The organism is Kitasatospora sp. NPDC092286, from assembly GCF_044755565.1.
In the GTDB taxonomy this organism is placed as follows: Bacteria; Actinomycetota; Actinomycetes; order Streptomycetales; family Streptomycetaceae; genus Kitasatospora.
The window spans coordinates 1-17,490 of the sequence record NZ_JBIVRD010000023.1 but is presented as its reverse complement, the minus strand read 5'-3'; the positions used below and the strand labels follow the sequence as shown (position 1 = coordinate 17,490).

15 protein-coding genes are annotated in these 17,490 nt (G+C 72.7%); 11 read left to right on the top strand and 4 right to left on the bottom strand.

Annotated features, from left to right (window positions below; translation table 11 throughout):
• Positions 1 to 82: 82 nt before the first annotated feature.
• The 3 genes from ACIQIB_RS23085 to ACIQIB_RS23075 all read right to left on the bottom strand — a co-directional run bounded on the left by ACIQIB_RS23085 (position 83) and on the right by ACIQIB_RS23075 (position 4,914).
• Positions 83 to 2,380, bottom strand: coding sequence for an ATP-binding cassette domain-containing protein (locus ACIQIB_RS23085; RefSeq protein ID WP_400760210.1), 2,298 nt, complete (start codon positions 2,378 to 2,380; stop codon positions 83 to 85).
• Between the two features lie 191 nt (positions 2,381 to 2,571).
• Positions 2,572 to 2,907, bottom strand: a complete 336-nt coding sequence (locus tag ACIQIB_RS23080) for a DUF5132 domain-containing protein (protein ID WP_363612533.1) — start codon at positions 2,905 to 2,907, stop codon at positions 2,572 to 2,574.
• A gap of 300 nt (positions 2,908 to 3,207) precedes the next feature.
• The gene (locus ACIQIB_RS23075) at positions 3,208 to 4,914 is read right to left on the bottom strand and encodes a DUF885 domain-containing protein (RefSeq protein WP_400760208.1); all 1,707 of its coding nucleotides are present in this window, start codon (positions 4,912 to 4,914) and stop codon (positions 3,208 to 3,210) included.
• Between the two features lie 210 nt (positions 4,915 to 5,124).
• On the opposite strand from ACIQIB_RS23075, the gene ACIQIB_RS23070 reads away from it, so the two are divergent.
• The 5 genes from ACIQIB_RS23070 to ACIQIB_RS23050 are packed head-to-tail and all read left to right on the top strand — an operon-like array spanning position 5,125 to position 11,643.
• Complete coding sequence (locus ACIQIB_RS23070) at positions 5,125 to 6,708, top strand: ABC transporter substrate-binding protein (protein WP_400650913.1); 1,584 nt, start codon at positions 5,125 to 5,127, stop codon at positions 6,706 to 6,708.
• 13 nt (positions 6,709 to 6,721) lie between these two features.
• Positions 6,722 to 7,690: an ABC transporter permease gene (locus ACIQIB_RS23065; RefSeq protein WP_400760205.1), complete on the top strand. Its 969-nt coding sequence runs from the start codon at positions 6,722 to 6,724 to the stop codon at positions 7,688 to 7,690.
• Between the two features lie 7 nt (positions 7,691 to 7,697).
• Positions 7,698 to 9,548, top strand: coding sequence for a dipeptide/oligopeptide/nickel ABC transporter permease/ATP-binding protein (locus ACIQIB_RS23060; protein ID WP_400760203.1), 1,851 nt, complete (start codon positions 7,698 to 7,700; stop codon positions 9,546 to 9,548).
• The gene (locus tag ACIQIB_RS23055; protein WP_363612543.1) at positions 9,545 to 10,336 is read left to right on the top strand and encodes an ATP-binding cassette domain-containing protein; all 792 of its coding nucleotides are present in this window, start codon (positions 9,545 to 9,547) and stop codon (positions 10,334 to 10,336) included. The genes ACIQIB_RS23060 and ACIQIB_RS23055 overlap by 4 nt, the downstream gene beginning before the upstream one ends.
• A complete protein-coding gene (locus ACIQIB_RS23050) occupies positions 10,333 to 11,643 on the top strand; it encodes an NAD(P)/FAD-dependent oxidoreductase (RefSeq protein WP_400760200.1) in 1,311 nt (436 codons plus the stop codon). Before ACIQIB_RS23055 ends, ACIQIB_RS23050 begins: the two co-directional genes overlap by 4 nt.
• Before the next feature lie 29 nt (positions 11,644 to 11,672).
• Here ACIQIB_RS23050 and ACIQIB_RS23045 read toward each other — a convergent pair whose 3' ends face one another.
• On the bottom strand, positions 11,673 to 12,755 hold the full coding sequence (locus ACIQIB_RS23045) for an alpha/beta hydrolase (protein WP_400760199.1): 1,083 nt from the start codon (positions 12,753 to 12,755) through the stop codon (positions 11,673 to 11,675).
• Between the two features lie 148 nt (positions 12,756 to 12,903).
• Between ACIQIB_RS23045 and ACIQIB_RS23040 the strand changes: the two genes are divergently transcribed.
• The 6 genes from ACIQIB_RS23040 to ACIQIB_RS23015 all read left to right on the top strand — a co-directional run bounded on the left by ACIQIB_RS23040 (position 12,904) and on the right by ACIQIB_RS23015 (position 17,338).
• Entirely contained in the window at positions 12,904 to 13,278 is a 375-nt protein-coding gene (locus ACIQIB_RS23040; protein WP_400760196.1) for an acyl-ACP desaturase, read from the top strand.
• A gap of 183 nt (positions 13,279 to 13,461) precedes the next feature.
• Complete coding sequence (locus tag ACIQIB_RS23035; protein WP_400760193.1) at positions 13,462 to 14,664, top strand: helix-turn-helix transcriptional regulator; 1,203 nt, start codon at positions 13,462 to 13,464, stop codon at positions 14,662 to 14,664.
• A gap of 49 nt (positions 14,665 to 14,713) precedes the next feature.
• Entirely contained in the window at positions 14,714 to 15,337 is a 624-nt protein-coding gene (locus ACIQIB_RS23030) for an HAD-IA family hydrolase (RefSeq protein ID WP_400760192.1), read from the top strand.
• Positions 15,338 to 15,654: 317 nt separating this feature from the next.
• Positions 15,655 to 15,777 carry a hypothetical protein gene (locus tag ACIQIB_RS23025; RefSeq protein ID WP_400760190.1) on the top strand — a complete coding sequence of 41 codons (123 nt, stop codon included), beginning with the start codon at positions 15,655 to 15,657 and terminating at the stop codon, positions 15,775 to 15,777.
• A 120-nt stretch (positions 15,778 to 15,897) separates the two neighbouring features.
• A complete protein-coding gene (fxlM, locus tag ACIQIB_RS23020; RefSeq protein WP_400760189.1) occupies positions 15,898 to 17,136 on the top strand; it encodes a methyltransferase, FxLD system in 1,239 nt (412 codons plus the stop codon).
• A 67-nt stretch (positions 17,137 to 17,203) separates the two neighbouring features.
• Positions 17,204 to 17,338 (top strand): FxLD family lanthipeptide, encoded by a 135-nt coding sequence (locus tag ACIQIB_RS23015; protein WP_400760187.1) that lies wholly within the window; start codon positions 17,204 to 17,206, stop codon positions 17,336 to 17,338.
• The last annotated feature ends 152 nt before the right edge of the window (positions 17,339 to 17,490 follow it).

The following is a 17,490-nucleotide window of genomic DNA, read 5'->3' as shown; positions in this document are numbered from 1 at the left end:
GGCGGGCGTACGCGCAGGGCACGCCGGGCCCCGCCGGCCGCGGTGACGTCACGCGGTCGGCGGGCGGGCGCTGCTGCGGTGCTCAGGCGGCGATTTCGCCGGCCTGGAGCTGCCAGAGGGATGCGTAGAGTCCGTGCTGGGCGAGGAGTTCGTCGTGGGTGCCCTGCTCGGCCACGACGCCGCCCTTGTCCATGACGTAGATCCGGTCGGCGTGGCGGACCGTGGAGAGCCGGTGGGCGATCACGACCATGGTCCGCTCGGCCCCGAACCTCCGGAGCGTGCGCTGGATGGCGGCCTCGGTCTCGTTGTCCACCGCGGAGGTGGCCTCGTCGAGGATCACGACCGGCGCGTCCTTGAGGATCGCCCGCGCCAGGGCGATCCGCTGCCGCTGGCCGCCCGAGAGCGCGGCGCCGCGTTCGCCGATCACCGTGTCGTAGCCGTCCGGCAGCGTCGCGATGAAGGTGTGCGCCTCGGCCATCGTGGCAGCCTCGACCAGGGCCTCGTCCGGGGCCTCGAAGCTGCCGTAGCGGATGTTGTCGGCGATGCTGCCGTCGAACAGGAACGGGTCCTGGGCGACGAACCCGACCGCGTCCCGCAGGTCCCGGCGCGGCAGGTCGCGCACGTCGCGCCCGTCGAGCAGCACGCTGCCGGACTCCGCGTCCTGGAAGCGCATCAGCAGCTTGGCGACGGTCGTCTTGCCGGAGCCGGTGGCTCCGACGAGGGCGGTGACCCGGCCTGCGGGAATGGTCAGTGAGAGGTCCTCCAGCACCGGCGGGCGGCCGGGGTAGGCGAAGGTCACGTCGTCGAGGACGATCTCGCCCCGCACCTTCTCGGTGTCGAGCGGTCCGCCGGTGCCTTCGGTCTCGACGGGCAGGGCCCGCAGGCGGTGGACCCGGTCGTAGGCGGCGAGCGTGCGCTGGTACTGGTCGACGATGCCGCCGAGCCGGTTCATCCGCAGCAGCACCATCTGGGGCAGCCCGATCAGCGGGCTGAACACCTCGAACGGCAGGCTGCCGTTGAGCACCGACCGACCGCCGATCAGCAGGGTGCCGGCCATCGAGCTGGTCGTGCAGACCCTGACGGTCTCGGCGTGGCGGATCGTGCTCCGGTCGGTCTGCTCGTTGCTCTCCTGGGCCTTCGCGCTCAGCTGGTCGATGCGCTCGGCTTCGTAGTCCTCGGTGCAGAAGCTCTTGACGGTGGCGCCGGCCTCCAGCGTGTTGACCAGCTGGCTGTGCAGCCTGGCCCGGTGCTCACCGGAGGCGGCGTAGTCGGCCGTGACCTTGTCCTGGTAACGGAGCGACAGCCAGGCGATGACCGGGATGGGCAGGAAGGCGATCCAGGCGATCTGCGGTGCCAGCACGAGGAACAACGGGACCAGGATGGCCAGGCTGGTGCCCAGCTGCAGCACGTCGTTGGCCGAGGTGGCGAAGAAGGTGCCCAGCTGGCGGACGTCGTCGGTGAGCACCCCGGCGATCCGGGTGGTCCGCTCGCCTTCCAGGTGCCGTAGTTCGAGGTGCTGCACGTGCTCGTACGTGCGGCCCCGCCAGTCGTGCTCGATGTCCTGGCCGAGCTGACGCCACTGGAGGTTCGAGGAGTAGGAAAGGCCCGCGACGGCGACACAGGCGATGGTCACCATCCCTGCCAGGCCCCAGAGTTGGGCTGACGCGGTGGTCAGGCCGAAACGGACCAGCGGCGCGGCCTCGCCCTTGATGAGAACCAGTGCGGTCCAGCCGAGGAAGGTACCGAGCGCCATCTCCGAGATCTGGCATGCGACCGAGAGCACGGAGGCGCGGTAGAGGCGGCGGCGGTGCGGTCCGACGACCTCCAGCAGGGGATGACGCCGGGCCTCGGCTCCGGAGAGGTCCCGGGCCGTGTCGGCCGTTCTGCGCCAGGCCTTCCGGACGACGGCCACGGTCGCGGCCGCGACCCCGCCGAGTGCCACCAGCTGCTTGCTCAGCGCCGACCCTCGGATCAGCGCGATGCCGGCCGCCACCCCGCCGCCGACGGCGAGGACCGGGCGTACGACGAGGCCGCGGTCCGGACGCGAAGCAGGTTCGGCGGCGGGTCGGGCCGGCGCCGGGCGTCCTGTCCTGGTCGGCCCCTCCGTGACCACGGCGACCGCTCTGCGGACGATCCGGCCGACATCCGCGGCACGTACCCGCGCGTCGTGCCGGACGAGGACCCCACCGGTGATCGGACTTGCCTGCGCCTCGGTGATCCCGGGGACGCGCCGCAGGACGGCGGCGAGGACTTCGGCCGTCCGGGGCCGTCCGAGAACCGGCTTGACGTCCCAGCGCTGGCGACCCGGGATGACCGAGCGCGGGCGCACGTCCGAATCCACGGAGCGGTTCCCGGCTGCGGCACCCAGCAGAGATGGCATGTGTTCGATCACCTGTTTGCGGAGGTCGCGGGAAATCCGTCATCGGGCATGACGGAACACTGCGACGGAGTGGAATATCTGGCGGGAAAACGATTCGGCCGATGGGCGGCGGCCGACCGCCGCTTGGACGCATCTTCCGAGGTCGGTCGAAACATGCACCCAGGCGGCGGGTCGGGCCGCGCGACAGGACGCTAGTGCGCCTTGCCGACGCCTGCGGTCGCACGGATCTTCGGGGTCCTCGCCTCGTTCTCGACCCGGTCGGCGGCCTCGTCCTTCTCGCCGTTCGGGGTGGAACTCTCGGCGGCCGGGTGGCCGTCGCCGGCGGCGATCTGCGCGGACACCATGTCGGCGGCCACCTCGGCCGCGAGGTCATGGATGTTCTCTCCGGCCTCATGGGCCGCCTTCTTCACCTCCATGACGAGGCCGACGGACGTCTTGACGACACCGCGCACCAGCGGCTTGAGCAGACGCTTGGCCAGTGGCGCGACGACGAGGCCAACCAGGAAGGGCGGTACTACGGGCGGCATGATGCTCCATCCTCTTCACGCATACGTATGACAGGGATCCCGGGCACTGCGAACACCGGAGCAGCGCACAGCCGGGCGAACAGAGGTACCCATTTCCGGAATTCACTATTCCCCACCGGGGCCTACTGGTCCGAATTCCATATCGACGGGGTCCACCGCCCACTCTTTCGCCACCGTAGTCGAGTCATGCCCATCGAGACCAAACAGTCCCGGCCGATTTCACCCGTGCGAGTGATCTTTGCCTTCTTGGGCAGTAGGGGCGACGCCTACACATTCAAACCCATGGGCTTATTTTCCTATTTACCGAGGATTGCCGAGTTCGCGCGCCGCCCTCCGCCGAAGGGCCGGGAACGGCAGCCCTCCCCCGCCCAGCACCGCCTCGTGGAAGGCCCGTACGTCGAAACCCGCTCCGAGCCCGCTCTCGGCCCGGGCCCGCAGCCGGCCGAACTCCAGGTAGCCCGCCCGGTAGGAGAGCGCCTGCCCGGGCAGGTCCGTCGAGTAGCGCAGCAGGTCCGAGACGATCTGGTCGTCCGCCTCGGTGGAGTTGGCGCGCATGAAGTCCCGCGCCTGCGCCAGGCTCATCGTCCCGAGGTTGAGCCCGGTGTCGACGACGAGGCGCTGCGCGGTGAACCGCTCCTGCGCGAGGCGCCCGTACGCGTCCCACGGGTCGTCGTAGAGGCCCATCTCCCAGCCCAGACCGGCCGCGTACTCCGCCCAGCCCTCGTTGAAAGCCGTGAACTCGGCCACCTCGCGGCGAAGTTGCGGCAGTTCCAGGTCCTCCGCCTGCCGGGCGAGGTGGAAGTGGTGCCCGGGAGCCAGCTCGTGGTAGATCAAGGACGCCGCACCCAGGAGCGAGCGCCGATCCACGTCCGAACCGTTGTAGCGGTAGCGTCCGACCGGGACGTCCGGAGTCGGCTGCTCGTAGTATCCGAAGGTCATCCCCGCCTCCAGCGCCGGATCCAGCCGCGCCAGTCCGTACGGCGCGGCCGGCAGCACGGCGAACCAGCGCGGCAGCAGCGGGGCGAGCCGGTCGAGGTGGCCGCGGTAGCGGGCCTCGACCTCCTCGGGGGTCCGGGCGTACAGACGGGGCTCGGTGCGCAGCCGCTCGTGGAACTCGCCCTCGGGTCCCGGGAATCCGAGGGCCGTGCGGACCTCCCGCATCCGCTCGGCGAGTTCCCGGCACTGCTCGCGGCCGAGCTCGTGGAGCCGCTCGGGCGGCGTGTCGCCCCCACTGTGAGTCCGGACGAACTCCCGGTACGCCTCCTCCCCGCCCGCGTACTGCGCCCAGCCGACGGCCTGCGGCGCCTCGCGCAGGTGGGCCGGGTCGTCGAGGACGGCGAGCAGGCCGTCGAAGGCCGGTGCCAGCTCGACCTCCACCAGCCGATGCACCCCGTCGCGGAGCCGTCCGCGGTCGGCGCGGCCCAGTCCGCCGAGTCGGTCGTCGTCCACCTCGACCCGGCGCGCCACGGACGCCCGCAGGCCGACGGCGGTGGCGCGCGTCCCGGCCAGGGCCGGGGCCGGCACCCGGAAACCGCGTACAGCCTGCTCCGCCGCCTTGTCGGCGATCGAGCCGACCACCCGGGCCAGCTCGTGCAGCAGCGACAAGTACCGCTCGACGTCCGGTCGTTCGGCGAAGCGGAACGGGCACAGGACCACGTCGACGTACTGCGACAGCGGGAACAGCCGGTACGGCGTGGCCGCGGGCGTCAGCCAGTGGCAGCGGCGGGACCGCAGCTCCTGCTCGGCCAACCCCGTGAGGAACGCGGCGGTGTCGGCGTCGACTCCGGACAACCCCACGCCGCCGAGTGCCCGGACCCGCCCGAGCGCACCCTCCGCGAACCGCGCCCGCTCCTCGGCCTCGGCGAGCGACGCCCCGGGGAGCGTCTCCACCGGGAGGCCCTGGCGCACCCTCAGCAGTGGATCGCGTTCCAGCAGGAACTCCCAGTAATCGTCGGCCAGTCGACCGATCTCCTCGCCCGGCTCGTTCGTCCTCGTCCTCGTCCTCATCCGGCCAGTGTGGCGATGACCGGCCGCCCAGTCGCCCGGTCCGCGGAACCGCGGCCGTACTATCCCTCGAACGGGTGAGACGAACCCGATCGCCAGGGGCCGCGCGAACGGCTCCCCGACGCATCCACAGGCGGCTTTCGCCATTCGAACACACTTGCCACAAAGGCGAGTTGACTCGTCAGCGGGAAAACTCGGTGGCACCATGACGCCATGCGCCGTTGCCTCCTGCCGGTCCTCCTGGCAGCCGCCGCCACCGCCACGGCCGTCGCGGTGGCCGGCTGCGCGGGCGTCGCCCGGTCCTCGACGAGCACTCCGCTCGTCGACCACGGGACCGTCCGGATCGCCGCGGCCAGTGAGACGCCCAGCTTCGACCCCTACTCGACCTTCGGCGCCACCCAGGCCCGCTACGCCTACGACTCGCTGGTCAACCTCTCCCCCGACGGCACCGTGGTCTCCGGCCTGGCCTCGACCTGGCAGGCCACCACCACCACGGCCACCTTCACCCTCCGCCCCGGCATCACCTGCTCCGACGGCACCCCCCTCACCGCCTCGGCGGTGGCCCGGGCGCTGACCTACGCGGGCGACCCGGCCAACCAGCTCGCCGGCGCCCAGACCGTCCTCCCCAACGTCCCCTTCACCGTGACCGCCGACGACCCGGCCGGCACCGTTTCGGCCGGCACCGCCGCCCCCTTCCCGTTCCTCACCCGCACCCTCGGCCTGCTGCCGATCGTCTGCCCCGCCGGCCTCGACCGACCCCAGTCGCTCGACCGCGCCACCCACGGCACCGGCCCGTACGTGCTCACCCGCTACTCCCCCGGCGGGCCGTACGAGTTCACCGTCCGCGAGGGCTACACCTGGGGCCCGGCCGGAGCGACCACCGCGGAGCCCGGCCTTCCGGCCCGCATCGTCATCTCGGTGGTGCCCCAGGCCTCCACCACCGCGAACCTGCTCCTCACCGGCGGCGTCGACATCGCGAACGTGAACGGGCCGGACCGCGCCCGGCTCACCGGCCACGGCCTGTCCACCACCGACGTGGCGACCGTCGTCGGACTGACCTTCTTCAACCAGCGCCCCGGCCGACCACTGGCCGACCCTGCGCTGCGCAGGGCCCTGGTGTCCGCGCTCGACCACCAGGGCCTCGCCAACGTCGCCGTCGGCGGCACCGGCCGGCCCGCCACCGACTTCGGCGCCGAGGGCGCCGTCTGCCACGCCGACCTCGCCGCAGCCAACCTACCGACGCAGGACGCCACCGAGGCCCTGCGCGCCGCCGGCTGGACCCACGACCCGGACGGCCGGTTGACCAAGGACGGCCGACCGCTGCGGCTGCGACTGATCACCAGCCCGGACCTCGGACCGACCCTGCCGCCCGCCGCCGAGCTGATGTCCCGCACCTGGACGGAGCTCGGCGCGGACGTCAAGCTGGTCACCGAGAGCCTGCCCGCCCTCGTCAACGCCATGTACCGGACCGGCGACTTCGACGTCGTGGTCGGCACCTCACCGGGCTTCGCCCTGCCGGTCGGCTTCATCCCGTTCTTCTCCGGCCCCACCCCCGCCCAGGGCCTCAACTTCGCGGGCGTCGCCAACCCCGAGTACGACGCCCTGGTCGCCCAGGCCCTCCGGGAGCCGGACACCGAGGGCTGCGACACCTGGAACCGGGCCACCGCCGCCCTCTTCCGCTCGGTCGACGCCCTGCCGATCGCGGACGGCCGGAGCACCGTGTACGGCCACCGCACCACCTTCGCCACCACCTTCGGCGGCCAGCTCGTCCCCACCAGCATCCGCCTCCACCAGTGACCGGGGGCCCACCGTGTCCTTGCCCCATCTGCTGCGGAATCCCTGGACGGCGTTCCTCGGCCGCCGCACCGCCCGGCTGCTCCTCTCCCTCGGGGTCGTGCTCACCGCGTCGTTCGCGATGATCCGCCTGGTGCCCGGCGACCCGGTCCGCGCGGCGCTCGGCGTCGACGCCTCCCCCGCTCTGGTGGCCGCACGCCGGCACCAACTCGGGCTCGACGCGCCCTTCCTGTCCCAGTACCGGCACTATCTCGACGGCCTCGTGCACGGCGACCTCGGCAGCTCGCTGGTCACCGGGACACCGGTCGCGGAGCTCGTCCGCACCCGGCTGCCGGCCACCCTGGAGATCGCCGGCCTGGCCTTCCTCGTCACCCTCGCCGTCGCCCTGCCCTGCGGACTGCTCGCCGCCGTCCGCACCCGTGACGGCCGGCACCCGCGCAGCGAGCTGGCGTTCACCGTGGTCACCGCCGGACTCGCGGGGGTACCGGACTTCGTCCTGGCCGCCGGGCTCACCGCGCTGCTGGCCGTCGGCCTCCAGCTGCTGCCGGTGGCCGGCGCGGCGGGCGCGGAGTCCTTCGTCCTGCCGGTCCTCGCGCTCTCCCTCGCGCCCACGGCCGTCCTGGTGCGCATCGTCCGGGTGGAGGCGCTGAAGGTGCTGTCCGAGGACTACATGCGCACCGCCCGGAGCAAGCGGCTGTCCCCCACCCGCCGCTACCTGCGGCACGCGGCGCCGAACATGGCGACCGCCGCGCTCACCGTCGCCGGAAGCCTGCTGCCCGCCTTGATCGCCGGCACGGTGCTGGTCGAGAAGGTGTTCGCCTGGCCCGGCATCGGCTCGGCGCTGGCGCAGTCGGTGGTCACCCAGGACTACCCGGTGGTCCAGACGATGGTCCTGATCCTGGGCACGACCGTACTACTCGCCGGCCTCCTGGTCGACGTGCTGCTGGCGCTGCTGGACCCTCGCTCTGCGATCAGGGAGAGCTGAGGATCCGATGCCCCTTCCCACCAGGTACCCGCGCTCGCCCATGGCCTGGGTCACGGCGGCCATGCTGGCGTCGCTGGTCGTGCTCGCGCTGGCCGGCCCCCTCCTCTGGGGCGCGGCGGCGGACCGCCCCGACCCCTCGGCGGTGCTGCAAGGCCCGTCCGCGGCCCACCCGTTCGGCACCGACAGCCTCGGACGGGACCTGCTCGCCCGGGTCCTGACCGCCACCCGGCCCTCCCTGCTGCTCGCGCTGGCCGCGACCGTGATCGGCGCGGGTACGGGCATCCTCCTCGGCGCGTCCACCGCCGTGGTCGGCCGCCGCACCCGCCGACTGCTCGCCGGGCTGATCAACCTCCTGCTCGCCTTCCCCGCGCTCCTGGTCGCGATGTTCCTCGCGGTCGTGTTCGGCGCGGGCGCCGGCGGGGCGACGCTCGCCCTCGCCGTCGCCGGTGTGCCCGGTTTCGCCCGGCTCGCCCAGACGCTCGCCGCCGCCGTCGCGGGCACCGACCACCTGGCCTCGGCCCGGGTCCTCGGCCTGCGCCGGCACCGGCTGCTGTGGCGGCACGTCCTGCCCAACATCGCCGAGCCGCTGCTGCTGAGCGCGACCACGGCGGCGGGCACCTCCCTGGTCGCGCTCTCCGGGCTGAGCTTCCTCGGCCTGGGCGTCCAGCCGCCCGGCTACGACTGGGGGCAGTTGCTCAACCAGGGGCTCGACCGCATCTACGCACAGCCGCTGCCCGCCCTCGCCCCCGGCCTGGCCATCCTCTACGCGGCGCTGACGTTCCAGCTGCTCGGCGAGGTCCTGGCGGGAGGCGTCGCCCGGCGCGGCCCGGCACCCCGTGCGCCCCGGCAGCCGGTCGCGCCGAGCGGGCCCGCCGAGGACGGTCTCGTACTCCAGGTCGAGGGCCTGAGCGTCGAACTCCCCACCCCGGACGGCGTGATCCGACCGGTTCGCGGCGTGGGCCTTTCCCTGCGGCCGGGTGAGATCGTCGGGCTCGTCGGCGAGTCCGGCTCCGGCAAGTCGCTCACCGCGCTCGCGATCGCCGACCTGCTCCCGGAGCGGGCCCTGGTGTCCCACCGGACCCTCCGTCTGCTCGGCGCCGACCTGGGCGCCATGACGCCGGCCCAGCGCGAACACCACCTCGCGACCGGCCTGGCGATGGTCTTCCAGAACCCGGCCACGGCGCTCAATCCGTCGCTGCGCATCGCCACCCAGCTCACCGAGACCGTCCGCGCCCATCGCGGTGCGAGCCGCGCCCAGGCGTTGGCGGAGGCCTCGGACGCCCTGCGCCGGGTGGCCCTTCCCCCTGCCCTGCTGCGGGCACGCCCCCACCAGCTCTCCGGCGGCCAGCGCCAGCGCGTGATGATCGCCTCCGGGCTGATGGTGCGGCCGGGCCTGATCATCGCCGACGAGCCGACCACCGCGCTCGACGTCACCGTGCAGCGGCAGATCACCCGGCTGCTGTCCGAGATCCGGCGGGACACCTCCGCCGCCGTCCTGTTCATCAGCCACGATGTCGCGCTGGTGGGCGAGTTCTGCGAGCGCGTCCTGGTGATGTACGCGGGAACCATCGTCGAGACCCTGCCCGCCGACCGTCTCTCGACCGGCACCCGGCACCCCTACACCAGGGCCCTGGTCGAGTCGGTACCGGACCTCACCGCGGACCGCGACCGGCCGCTGCCGACGGTGGAGGGCGCACTGCCCGAGCCGCTCGCGCCCGCCCCGGGCTGCCCGTTCGAGCCCCGCTGCCCACGTCGCCGGGACCACTGCGCCGAGGAGACCCCGCCGCTGGAGGACCTCGACGCGGTCCACCGGGTGGCCTGCTGGTACCCGGTGGCGGCGGAGGTGGTCGCGTCATGACCGCTCTTCAGCTCACCGGCCTCACCGTCCGCCACCACGGCCCGCGCGGCCCCGTCGCCGCCGTAGACGGGGTCTCGCTGGAGATCCCGCCCGGCACCACGCTCGGCCTCGTGGGCGAGTCCGGCTCCGGGAAGTCGAGCCTGGCCCGCGCGATCGTCGGCCTCACCCCCGTGCACGGGGGTCGGGTCCTGCTCGACGGCCGGGAGGTCCGGGCCCGCACCGTCGGCGACCGGCGCCGACTCGGCCGCCTGGTCCAGATCGTCCTCCAGGACCCGGACACCGCGCTGGATCCCCGGATGACCGTCCGCCAGACGCTCGGCGAAGCGGCGACCGCGTTCCACCGGCTCGACCGGCAGGCCCGTGCCGAGCGGGTCACCGCCCTGCTCGAACTCGTCGGCCTGAACCCCCGGTTCGCGGACCGCCTGCCCCGGCAACTGTCCGGCGGCCAGCGCCAGCGGGTCGCCGTCGCCCGCGCCCTGGCCGTCGAGCCCGGACTGCTGATCGCCGACGAGATCACCTCGGCGCTCGACGTCTCGGTGCAGGCGTCCGTCCTCAACACGATCCGCGGCCTCCAGCGGCGGCTGGGCCTCTCCATGCTGTTCATCGGCCACAACCTGCCCGCGGTCTGCTACGTCTCCGACGCGGTGGCGGTCATGCGGCACGGTCGGATCGTCGAGACCGCCCCCACCGAGGCCCTGCTGCGCGACCCGCGGCACCCGTACACCCGGACGCTGCTCGCCTCCGTGCCCAGCCTGCGCACCTCACTGCCCGACGAGAGGCCGTCATGACCACCATCCGACCGGACGCGGTCGTCGTCGGAGCCGGGGTGATCGGCGCCGCCGTCGCCCTCGAACTCGCCCGCACCGGACGGCAAGTGGCCGTCGTGGACAAGGCGGGCGCCGCCGGCCACGGCTCCACCAGCGCCTCCAGTGCGATCATCCGGTTCAACTACTCCACCTTCGACGGCGTCGCCACCGCCTGGGAGGCCCAGCACCTCTGGACGTCCTGGCCCGACCACCTGCGGCTCACCGGCCGCCGCCCGCTCGCGGCCTTCCACCGCAGCGGCGCCGTGCTGCTCGACTCCCCCGCCGTCGCACCGTCCGGGGTCACCGCCCTGTTCGACCGCGCGGGCGTCCAGTACGAACGGTGGGACGCCCCTGCGCTGCGCCGGCACCTCCCCGGGATCGACCCCGGGCGGTACTGGCCGCCGAAGCCCGTGGACGACGACGCCTTCTTCGACGGCCCGACCGGTGAGCTCGGCGCCCTGTTCACCCCGGACGCCGGGTTCGTCGACGACCCGCAGCTCGCCGCCCAGAACCTCGCCGACGCGGCGGCCGAGCTGGGCGCGAGCTTCCTGTTCCACCACACCGTGGTGGCCGTCGACCGGCACGCGGACCGGGTGGCGGGCATCCGGCTGGCCGACGGAACGCGGATCTCCGCGCCGGTCGTGGTCAACGCCGCCGGCCCGTGGTCGGGAGGCCTCAACCGGCTGTCCGGCGTCGGCAGCGACTTCACGATCGGCGTGCGCCCGCTGCGCGAGGAGGTCCACCAGGTCGTCGCGCCGAGCGGCCACACCACCGGTCCCGGACCCGGCCCCGTCGTCGCCGACCTCGACCTCGGCACCTACCTGCGAGCGGCCTCCGGCGGCCGTCTCCTGGTCGGCGGCACCGAGCCACCCTGCGACCCGCCGGAGTGGATCGACGACCCGGACGAAGCCGACCCGCGCCCCACCGCCCACCGCTTCCGGACCCAGGTCACCCGGGCGGCCCGCCGCTTCCCGGAGATCGGCGTCCCGAACCGGCCCCTCGGGGTCGCGGGCGTGTACGACGTCGCCGACGACTGGACCCCGATCTACGACCGCACCGCCCTCGACGGCTACTACGTCGCCATGGGCACGAGCGGCAACCAGTTCAAGAACGCCCCGCTGGTGGGCCGCTACCTCGCCACCCTGATCGACCTGGTCGAGTCCGGCCACGACCACGACGGCGACCCGGTCCGCTACCGCTGCGAGCACACCGGCAACGTCGTGGACCTGGGCGCCTTCTCCCGCCGGCGCCCGGTCCGGGCCGGCTCCGCCCGTACGGTCATGGGCTGAACGTACGGTCATGGGGTGTGAACATGCGGTCATGGGCCGAGCGTGCGCAGCTCCCGCACCAGATCCGCGACCACACCGACCACGAACCCGGGCTCCTCGGTCGGGAAGTCATGGCCGGTGCCCGCCGGTGTGTACACCACCCGGGCCGCGGTCGACGCCGCCAGGTAGCGGGTCCGGGCCCTGAGGTAGAAGCGGCCGATCCGCCCGGCCTCGGCCGCGTCCCGGGCGGCGGCCAGTACCGTCTCGCCACCCGTGAGGTCGCGGGGTACGACCAGCACCAGCGGCAGGTCGCCGAGGTCCCCGTCGTAGACCACGGTCTCCCAGCCCACCTCCGCCAGGCCGGAGGGCGAGAGCTCCGCGAAGATCGACGCGGCGGCGCAGTACTGGCCGGTCCGGCCGCCACGGTCACGGTGCGCACCGAACAGGTGCCGCACCGCCGTCAGCAGGAACTCCCGGCGCATGCCCGCCACCAGCCGGTTGGGCGGCGCGAAGGCGATGACATCCAGGGGCGTCGGATCCAGCAGCACGAGTCCGGCCACCAGGTCCGGCCGCCGCCGGGCAGCGTTCGCGACCAGCAGCCCGCCGAAGGAATGGCCGACGAACACGTACGGAGCCCGCTCCCCCGCCGCCTCCAGCGCGGCCGGCAGTTCCTCCGCCTCGGCCGCCGTCGTCCTCGGGAAGGGCCCGACATCGCTCCAGCCCGAACCGAACCGGTCGACCAGCACCGAGCGGGTCCGGGACGCCATCATCGCGTGCAACTGCCCGAACTCCTCGCCCGGCGCGTGTCCGCCCGGCATCCAGACCACGGTCGGCCCGTCCCCGGCGACCCCCTCGGCGAGGACGTGCATCCGGCGCCCACCCACCTCGACCAGCCGCCCCGGCGGCCGGCCCGCCCCCGCTCCGCGGCCCACCAGCACCAGGTGCCGCACCGCACCGACCGCCAGCACCACACCGACGGTCACGACTAAGCACCCGAGCGTCACCGCCCACGTCGCACCGGCCCCGACCAGCCCGGCACCCACACCCGCCACCAGCAGCGCGACCGGCACCCCCAGCCAGTCCCGGCTCACCAGTGCGAGCAGGGCGTTCGCCACCCGTCCGTTTCGGCGCATCGGTCCTCCGCGGTGTCCGGGAGCCGACCTCTGCCCGTCTTCTTCCCCCATCCGTACGCCCTGACGCGCCCCGGCGAACACACAATCGGCAGCCCAGGGCCTGTCCGCCCTGCGCCCCGCCGTCCTGACCGGCCCGCCGAACCTGCACATGGTGTTCTACCGCAACGTCCTGGCGGCGGCCCTGGAGGCCGAGCCGGACCGCACCATGCGGGCGATCACCGAGGTGGTCTCCTCCTTCGCCATGCCGGGCGCCGGCATCCCCGGCTTCGCCCGCGCGGCGGCCCGGATGGCCGTCGGCGACATCCACAACCTGCGGATCCACCACGACGAGGTGCTGCAGCCCGTGCTGCGCCACTTCGACGCCCTGCACCGCTCCGGCCTGGGCCCCGAGGGCCGCCGCTACCAGGACCGACTGGGCCGCCACCTCGACGAGTTGGCCGTCCAGGCGGCCCGCTTCGACGAACACCGCGCCATCGTCCTGGCCCGGATGGCCGACCGCAACCAGTCCCACACCGCCCGGTGACCCCTCCCCCGCCGGGGGCTTCGGGGTGAGCCAGACGGACGGCTCGGCCTCCTGCCCTCGGCCATCCCGCTGTGAACGCAGGTCAACTTCACGCCCGTCAAAGATCTTTCACTGCCGTAACGTGGTCCACTGACCCAGCTTGGCGGAGTACCTTCCGATGAGAAGCCGGAGGATGGGGACGACATGGGACAGTGGCAGGACTTCACCACAGGTGAGCGGCTCAAAGTGCTACGCGGCAAAATGACGCAGGGCGGCCTCGCGGAGCGGAGCGGTCTCTCACTGCACACTGTCCAGAAGGCTGAGCAGAACGGGAACGTGTCGCTGCCGACCCTGCTTCGTCTCGCAGAAGCTCTGCACTCCGACGTTGCGGTGATCCTCGGCCAGCAGGCGCCACGGCGAGGCATGAGCCCGGACGATCGGGCGATGCTCCGCGAACTGTCCCGAACAGTCCACGACACCGCCGCAGGCGTCCTTCATGACCCTGCCGAAGGCGCAGCGCCGGGCCCGGCAGACCTCGCCGAAGCCGCCGCCCGCATGTGGCGGGTGTACTGGCGAGGGGCCTACACCGACGCCGGTGTCCTGGTCGCGCCCTTCCTCCGTTCCGTGGCGCTGTTCGCCCAGGCCACGCCCGCCGGCCAGGAGGCCGCCGCGAACGCGCTCCTCTCCGACGCCTACCGCGCTGCCGGCCTCATCGCCAACTTCCTTGGGGCGCGGGACTTGGCGTACGCGGCGATCGGCCATGCCATTCGCTACGCGGAACTGGCGGCAGACCCCGTACGGGTGTCCATGCTGGGATCAGCGCGGGCTCGTGTTCTGCTGCGCGACGCCCGGGTGGAGCAAGCACTGCGAGAGGCCGAGGCGGCGGCCGCCCGCACCGAGCCGACATTCTCCGAGCAGGGATCGAGCCTCCTGGCGGCCTACGGGAAGAACATCATCTTTGCCGCCGTCGCCGCCAGCAGACTCGGCGACTCCGCGCGTGCCGCGGACCTCCTGTCCCAGGCCCACGCGGTGGCTGCCCGCCTGGGACGTGACGTCTACACCAACGGTTTGCAGTTCGGTCCCTCCTACGCCGACGCCCAGGCCGTCGGGGTCAACGTGTCGCTGGGCAACGCGGGGCGCGCATTGGAGATCTCCCGCCGGTTCGACCCGTCCGGGCTCACTCAGGCCGCGCACAACCGCATGCTGCTCGACGTGGCCCTCGCGCAATGTGACGTACGGCAGTGGGACACCTCCCTGGACACCCTCCTTGAGGTCTGCTCATCCCACCCGGAGTGGTCGCGCCACCAGGCCATCCCGGGTGTCATCATCCAGAGAGCCGGTCACGCCAGTACCAGCCGTATCCGGAAGCTGTCCGCCATCCTGGGCACCTCACCAACCGTCCGCTAGCACCCGAGTAGCACCCGAGTCACCCGAACCACCTGCATTGGAGCCCACGTTGTCCTACCGCGGCCTGATCCTCGACTTCGCGGGAGTGATGACCACCCCCATCGGCCACTCCTCCCGCGCGTGGTGCGCCGGCGAAGGGCTGCCCGCCGACACCTGGCGCAGCACCCTTGAGGACGACCCTGTGGGGCGCGCGCTCTATGTCGAGCTCGAACTCGGCAGGATGTCGCAGAGCCACTGGAACCGGGAAACGGCGGCAATCATGGGAGTTGCTCCCGAGAACCTGATGGGGCGGGCTCACGCAGAAGTGCGCGCCGTTCCCTCGATGGTCGCGCTTGCCCGGCAGGCCCGCAGCGCGGGAATCACCGTTGCCCTCCTGTCGAACTCCTACGGGTTCGACCCGTACAACCCGTATGCCGAGACCGGAGTATGGGATCTCTTCGACGTACGGGTCATCAGCGGCGAAGAAGGCATCGCCAAGCCCGACCCGGGGATATACCAGCGCACGTTGGACCGCATGGATCTGGCCGCCGCCGACTGCGTCTTCGTGGACGACCACCCGGCGAACCTGGTGCCCGCCGAGACCCTGGGCATAACCGCGGTGCTCGCCGATGGACCGGCAACGGCCGGCCGAGTCGCACGAATGCTCGACCTTGACCTCGTTCATCGGCCGTGACCGTTCGCTCGCAAGACCTTGCAATCAACATGAGTTGACGATTCGTCGGCGGAGTCCTACGCGCCGTGCGAGTTCGATCCTGCGTGATCTTCGGAAGTCCTACGTACCGCAGGTTCACTGAACGCCACGCTCCCGTGACAGTAGGGGCATGTCTTCGGAAGCACCTCGGCCTCCCGCATCCGCCAGTACGCGGAGACCCTCAAGGGGGTCATCGCCGCGTGCTACGCCGATGCCGGGAGGCTCCCGGCCCTGGAGGAACAGCCGGGGGGGGGCGGAGCGTGTCGGATGCGCTCTCAGCAGGCGCGACACGAGGCGTCGTGACGTGGACGCGCTCGATGGTGGCGGACAACGCCGAGGCGTGGAACAGCCTGGCGGACATCGTCCCCCTGCACCGCCCTCCCACCAGGCTGTTGGAGCGTCGGCAGCGAGGTGACCCGTAGACCGACCGTCCAACCACCAACGAGGAACAGGAAGTCGCGCCCTGTCCACGAGGCGGGACGCGGCCCCGTCCGGCCAGGCTCGTTGATCCCGGCACGTACCACCAACGAAGGAGAGCGCCCTTGAACAGCACACCCGCTTCCGACTCCCCGGAAGCCCTGCGGGCCGGTCTGGTCAAGCAGCTGCGCGACCTCGGAGCGATCCGCACAGACCGGGTCGCTTCGGTCATCGGCCAGGTCCCCCGCGAGGCGTTCGCCCCCGAGGCGCGGCTCGCCGAGGCCTACGATCCGCAGCGCGCGGTGGTGACCAAGCGGGACAAGGACGGGCTCGCGATCAGCTCCGTCTCCGCCGCCAACGTCCAGGCGTTCATGCTGGAGCAGGCCGACCCGCAGCCGGGCGAGAACGTCCTGGAGATCGGCTCCGGCGGTATGAACGCCGCCTACCTCGCCGAACTCGTCGGCTCGGCGGGCACCGTCACCACCCTCGACATCGACCCGGAGGTGACCGACCGGGCCCGCCGGCTGCTCGCCGACGCCGGCTACGACAGCGTTCACGTCGTCACCGCCGACGGCGAGTTCGGGGCACCGGGGCGGGCCCCGTTCGACCTGATCGAGGTCACCGTCGGGGCCCCGGACATCCCGCCGGCCTGGCGGGAGCAGCTCGCCCCGGGAGGCCGGATCGTCGTCCCGCTGCGCGTGCGCGGCCTGATGCGTTCCTTCGTCCTCGTCCGCGAAGGCGACCGTCTGGTCAGCCGCGGCTACGAGCTGTGCGGGTTCGTGCCGATGCAGGGTGCCGGTGAGCAGCGCGAGCGCCTGGTGCTGCTGCGCAACACACCGAACGAGGAGGTCGGGCTGCGGCTGGACGACGGCGACCAGGTGGATGTCGAGGCGCTGCGCGCGGCGCTGTCCTCGCCCCGCGAGGAGGTGTGGTCGGGGGTGACCGTGGGCGGGGAGGAGCCGATCGACGATCTGGACCTGTGGCTGGCCACCGTCCTGGACGGCCACACCCGGCTGACCGCCACGGTGGGTGCGCGTGACAAGGGCATCGTGGCGTCCGCCTCGCCGCTCGGTGTCGCCACGCTGGTGGCTGGCGACACCTTCGCCTACCGCACGGTGCGCGCGGTGGACGAGACCCGGACCCGCTTCGAGCTCGGCGCGTACGGGCACGGCCCGGCGGCCGCGGCTACGGCAGCCGGTTTGGTGAAGGAGATCCGTGCCTGGGACCAGAGCCAGCGCAGCGGCCCGGGCGCCCGCATCGAGATCTGCCCCGCCGGTACGCCCGATGACCAGTTGCCCGCGGGCCGCGTGGTCGACAAGGCCCACAGCCGTATCTCAATCTCCTGGCCCGGCCAACGGCCTTAACCGGCCGGCACCAGGGCCAGGTGAGCACCACCTGCCAGTCCGTCAACTATCCGAGGAGGAAAAACACATGAATGAGAACGACTTCGAGCTGGATGTCACGGTCACCGATCAGGGCCCGATCGCCGAACTGATGAGCAGCACCGATGACGGCTGCGGCGGCACCTGCCAGAGCGCCTGCTCGAACAGCACCTGCATCGCCTGACCAGGGGTGTGGCGGGGGCGGGGCGGGGCCCCGCCCCCCCCCGGGGGGGGGCGGGCCCCACGGGGGGGGGGGGGGGGGGGGTTGGGGGGGGGGCCCCCCCGGGGGTGCGCGCAGGCGCCGAACCGGGGGGCGGGGGCGGGGGCCCCAGGGCC